This window comes from Bacillus cereus, from assembly GCF_002567495.1.
Classification (GTDB): domain Bacteria; phylum Bacillota; class Bacilli; order Bacillales; family Bacillaceae_G; genus Bacillus_A; species Bacillus_A cereus_AQ.
The window spans coordinates 1-5,657 of sequence record NZ_NVAP01000094.1; the positions used below are offsets into that span (position 1 = coordinate 1).

Below are 5,657 nucleotides of genomic sequence, written 5' to 3' on the forward strand. Positions count from 1 at the left end.
TATAAAAAGCTGAAGAAGGCGCTATTTTAGCGCCTTCTTTATTTTTTTATATTTTTTTATATTTTTTTATATTTTTTTAAATACTTGCTGTAGCTGCTATGCTATGAACACAGGAAATAAACTCATAAGTGAATGCGTCAATTTCCTCTTTCGTAATAATATACGGCGGAAGTAATCGAATAATATTCCCTTGTGTTACATCGACTAACATTCCTTTATTCATTAGCTCAATCTGTAATTTCTTCACATTTTCATTCGTGTCATTCACACTTATCCCAAACATCATCCCCGCATGACGCACTTCCTGAATATAATAAGAATTCTCTTTTTGGATGTCTTGTAGTTTGTCATTCAAATATAGTGACGTTTCATAAGCTTCTTGCATTAACCCATCATCAAGTAATGTATTTAATACCGTTAAACCTAAAGCTGTTCCCATTGATGAATGAGCAAATGTTGTCCCGTGATCTCCTGGTGAAAATACATCACATAACTTTTCACCTACAATAATTCCTCCTAGCGGTATCCCGCCTCCTGCTCCTTTACCAATTTGAATAATGTCTGGTGTAATATTAAAATTTTGATAAGCAAATAGTTTTCCCGTTCTACCCATACCACTTTGAACTTCATCAACGACAAGAAGTACATTATATTTCTCACATAAACATTGAACACCATGTAAATATTCACTTGATAAAGGATAAATCCCCCCACTTCCTAAAACAGGCTCTAGCATAATCGCAATTGGGTTTTCTTTAATAATGGTCTCTTCTAATTGGTCTATATTTTCGCGCTCTACTTCATATACAGGAATAGATGTTTTAGGGAAATTTTGATATATATTTTCTTGTCTCGTAAAATATAGTGCCCCTAACGTCCTCCCGTGAAAACTACCTTTTAACACAACTACTCCGTCACGCTCTTCATTCGTAATAGATCTATATTTATCAATTAATTTTAACGTCGTTTCTGTCGCTTCCGTACCAGAGTTTGTAAAAAAGACTTTTCCGCTTTTTAAAGTACAATCTACTAATTTCTTTGCATACTCAATCGCAACTGGGTTCAAAAAGTGAAACGGCAGATGCAACGTTTTTGTAACTTGCTCCATTGTCGTTTGTACAATTTTAGGATGATTGTATCCTAATACATTTACGCCTACGCCAGAAAATAAATCTAAATACTCTTTACCCTCTACATCATATAGTTTACACCCTTCTCCTCTTTCCATTGCAACCTCTGTACGACAATATGTAGACATCATATATTCTTTATCTAATTGAAACCAAACCGACATGTTAAATTCCTCCTAGTTATTTTCCCTGTTTATTTCTGTTCATTCTCTATAAAGTCATGTATAAATTCATTTTTCAGATTGAAATTTTAATAGTCATTTTCTTCACGACATTCATTTTTCCATAATTTCTTCTATTTCAACAGGTCCACTCTATATGCATTTTTTTCATCTAGCGGTATGTTACTGCTTTGAACTTTGTATGTCATACATAATTAGGGCTATAGAATCATATTTAGTAACAATGGACAAAAAAGATTTGGAGGCTATATCGATGGATGAAAACTATGATAAACAGGGGCAATCTATACTAGGGAAAGGCTTTAATGAAAATAGAGAACGTAATGAACCAGCTAAACTTCACTCTCAAACAGTTGGTTCACGTGGACCCGTACTAGAGCAAGATAGTGTACTGCATGAGTCATTACAAGAATTTATTCATGAAAAAATTTTAGAAAGACCTGTTCATGTAAAAGGATTTGGTGCATTCGGTTATTTTCAAACGATATATCCGATGAGTGAACATACAAAACTAAGTTTTTTACAAAACTCAAATGAGAAAATTCCTGTTATGGTCCGTTTTTCATTAGCTGTTAGTACGAAAGGAACACCTGATACTTCCAGAAATGTACGCGGTTTCGCTACAAAATTTTATACAAAAGAAGGCGTTTTCGACCTTTTATGTAACCACATCCCTGTCTTTTCTGTTCGTGATCCGATGCGTTTCCCTGAGACTATTCACGCATTATTGCCCTCACCTAAAAATAATTTAATAGACCCTAATAGATTTTGGAGTTTTGTCGCTAGAGCACCTGAATCTATTCATTTTGTTGTCCATTTATACTCTGATACCGGTACGGCAAAAAGCCTTCGTCACATCCCAGGACATAGCGTAAATACATACGTTTGGAGAAATGCTGAAGGTAATCGAAAGTATGTAAAGTATCATTGGTACCCATTTGAAGGTGTACAGTACATTACTAGTAAAGAAGCAATTAAACTAGCAGCCGAAAATCCTGATTATAGCGGGAAAGATTTATATGATGCTATTGAAAATGGTAAACCAGTGGAGTATGGTTTATACGTCCAGCTCATGGATCCGAAAGATGAAGCGCACCTATCTTATGATCCTTTAGATGACACAAAAGTATGGGATGAACAGACGTATCCTCTCATACCAGTCGGGAAAATGGTATTAAATAAAAATCCTGAAAATTTTATGGAACAAGTAGAAAAAGTCGCATTCTCCCCCTCTAATTTACTGGATGGTGCAGAACTATCAGATGATAAAATGCTACAAGGACGCGCTAACATTTACAGTGATTCACAAAGAAGAAGAATTGGTCCCGAATTTCGCAAATTAGTGATTAACCAACAACAAGGTTGGACACCTGCTAATCAAATAACAAGCGGTGACGGAAGGTATGTTGAAGGTAAACTTGAAAGAACTTCTATAACGAAACAAGATGACTTTACGCAGGCCGGTGAATTTTATACGAGGTTAAAACCGATAGAAAAAGAACATCTTGCTGAAAACTTAGCTAGTGATTTGAAAGTTATATCTGATGATATTCGAAAGGTAGTTTTGGGGTATTTTCATAAGGTGTCGACTGATTTGGTGAAGAAGATTGAGAATGCGATGCAAAAGCTTTGAGAATATAAAAAAACGTCATTTTAAAAATTAAAATGACGTTTTTTACGGCGAAATCACTAGGAATTTCTACCGCCTCATTTACAAGTATTAACGAAATTTTTCTCCTTCAAAATTTCCGTTATTTCATTTTGGCTTATGATACTCATTTCTCTTTTTCAAATCATCTTTTTCACATTGTAACGGTTTGTATTCCACTATTTTCCCTTGCTTCTTTTTCGTTTCTGTAACAACCCATTCCTCTTTTTCAAGTTCAAGGTGTTTTATCACATTTGTATCGTCTATTTCTTTATAGAGTAAAAATGCTTCAAGCGGCTTTACAAACAATCTTGGCTCGCCTCTATATCCACCACTTTCAAAAGCTTTCGTTAACGAATTATAATACGTATCATCAATCCGACCACCATACATTAAATGTGCAGCTTCTAAATCTCTTTTATTAACTTCCCAAAAGCCACTTTCATCAAAATTCAAATGAAATACGGATTTAATGTCCTTCATAATATTTTCCACATACTTTTCATCCCGAAGTTTACTTTCTTCGAGACAATCTGAAGATAACTTTGGTGCATCTGATTGAGAATGTACAACATGTTGTACCGATACGCACAAAACAAATACGCCTAAAATGTACAATATTTTTTTCATATTTACATATCACCTCAAATGATTTAGATACTATATCATTTGAGGCTTACAACATTCTTATGCTAAAAATGAGAAAGATCCTATAAAATACACTTTTTATAGGATCTTTCCTTTTAATATTGCTGTATCAAATTCACCGGCGGGGCAACTACCTTACTACTTTTTACATCATATAATCCTATTGGCGTTACTCGTATAAAAGGCAAATGCGTCGCAGAAAAGAATAAAATTGTAAATGCCGGATCGTTATAAGTATATCCTCGCTCTTGTAGTAATTTCACCATCTTTTTCTCTTTCTGGATTAACTCGCTCATTTTCAAATGAGACATGATTCCGAGCAACGGTAATGCAATTTCGTGTAATACTTCATTCTTTTCAGCGATTACAATCCCGCCGCCAAGCTCTTTTACTCTATGAAAGGCTGTAAGCATATCTTCTTTTCTTTTTCCAATGAGAATGATGTCACCTGTACCAGAATAAGAGCTAGCAAGTCCACCTAATTCACTCGCAAAACCTTTCACAACTGTATTCACTCGCCAACTGCCATCACGAGCAATCATCATGAGAAAACATTCATCATGATCAATAGACAATTCATCACAGTCTAAGTCGATTTCGCTAACGTATGGTTTTGTTATAACGTTATTTAATAAGTGTATACCCGTTTTATTAGAAAAAATCATATCCTCTTTTTCTATGGTCCCGTCTAACAGTAGTGGAGTTACTTTGAAGTTACTCCATTCTATAAGTAATGATGCATTTTTATTTACCCTATCACGCTTTACCCATTGTCCCTTTGCGATTACACTCGTTGGCACCGGGTTTTCTTTACTTTCTAAAATATTAATATTGGCAATTCTACCTGTCGCAATTGAACCATGCACATGCTCCATATTATAATAGCGAGCAATATTATAACTTGCCATTTGGTATGCATCTATTACTGGCACTCCTTGTTTTATGGCGGTAGAAATCATAACGTTTGTCATTCCATTTTCATAAAACGAAGGATGTGAACCATCTGTAGTGAAAATAAATCTATCAAATTGTTTCACGCCTAATTCTAGTAATTCTTTTAGTAAAACTTCTAAATCTGGCCGGATAGAAGAATTTCTAAGAGAAACGGTGTAACCTTGCATAAGACGAGTCAATGCTTCCTGCCCTGTCATCGCTTCATGATCACAATCTGTACCTAGTAACTTCAACTTTGCTAACGTTGTTTCAGATGCTCCCGGAAAATGCCCTTCTACTTTCTTCTGCAATCGCTTCGTTTCCTGCACCCAATTTAACATTTCATCATTGCCATGTAATAATTTGGGCCATGCTGTTAACTCGCCGCCTTGCAGAACCATTTCATGTTTCAGCCATTCTATTATTTCTTCACTATGAAATAAAGATTCACCATTTTGCAATTCAGTTTGTCCATCAAAACGGCACCACCAATACATACTTGCTGGAATCTGTTTAAATTCATCTAATAAACGAAAGGCTTCTTCACGCTTTAATGTGAAAAATAAAGTTAAATTATCATTAATGAAAGTTGTTGTTCCAAATTGCATCGCATGATCCGCTAACGTCTCTGGGTTATACAACTGATATGGATGTGCATGTGGTTCTATGTAACTAGGAATTACATACTTTCCATCACAATCAATGATTTCACATTCATGTAGTTGCTCTGGCAGTTTTTCTCCTACATATACAATTCTGTCATCGTAGATCCAAATATTCGCTACTATCCACTCACGCATATAGGAATTTAAGTATGTTGCATTCTTTAATAAAATGTGCGGACTTCTTGTGCCGTCTATTATCTCAACATGTTCTCGTAATTGTTTGTTACTCCATTTAAAGTGATTTTGTTCCATTGTATTCAACTCCACTGTTATATTAGTTAAGATCAAAAATAATTAATTAACTAAAGTATTATCTATTCATAACTCCCCTTTATAACCCCTATTACTTTCATTATATGGAAAGATTTCAAAAATAACAATTTTCAGAAATAAACACATTTCTTTTATCCAAAATAAAAAGAATGCCATGCAATAAAATGTACCCTATAGA

The 5,657-nt window shown here is 34.6% G+C and carries 4 protein-coding genes; 1 reads left to right on the plus strand and 3 read right to left on the minus strand.

All coding sequences use genetic code 11. The annotated features are described in order from the left end of the window. Positions 1 to 76 precede the first annotated feature (76 nt). A complete protein-coding gene (locus tag COK05_RS30245) occupies positions 77 to 1,294 on the minus strand; it encodes an aspartate aminotransferase family protein (RefSeq protein WP_098615463.1) in 1,218 nt (405 codons plus the stop codon). 271 nt (positions 1,295 to 1,565) lie between these two features. Here COK05_RS30245 and COK05_RS30250 point away from each other — a divergent pair, with 271 nt between their 5' ends. Continuing rightward, positions 1,566 to 2,945, plus strand: coding sequence for a catalase (locus tag COK05_RS30250; RefSeq protein ID WP_098615464.1), 1,380 nt, complete (start codon positions 1,566 to 1,568; stop codon positions 2,943 to 2,945). Between the two features lie 123 nt (positions 2,946 to 3,068). On the opposite strand, the gene COK05_RS30255 is transcribed toward COK05_RS30250, so the two are convergent. Further along, entirely contained in the window at positions 3,069 to 3,590 is a 522-nt protein-coding gene (locus tag COK05_RS30255) for a hypothetical protein (protein ID WP_098615465.1), read from the minus strand. A 113-nt stretch (positions 3,591 to 3,703) separates the two neighbouring features. Next, the gene (locus COK05_RS30260) at positions 3,704 to 5,458 is read right to left on the minus strand and encodes an adenine deaminase C-terminal domain-containing protein (protein WP_098615466.1); all 1,755 of its coding nucleotides are present in this window, start codon (positions 5,456 to 5,458) and stop codon (positions 3,704 to 3,706) included. Between the last annotated feature and the right edge of the window lie 199 nt (positions 5,459 to 5,657).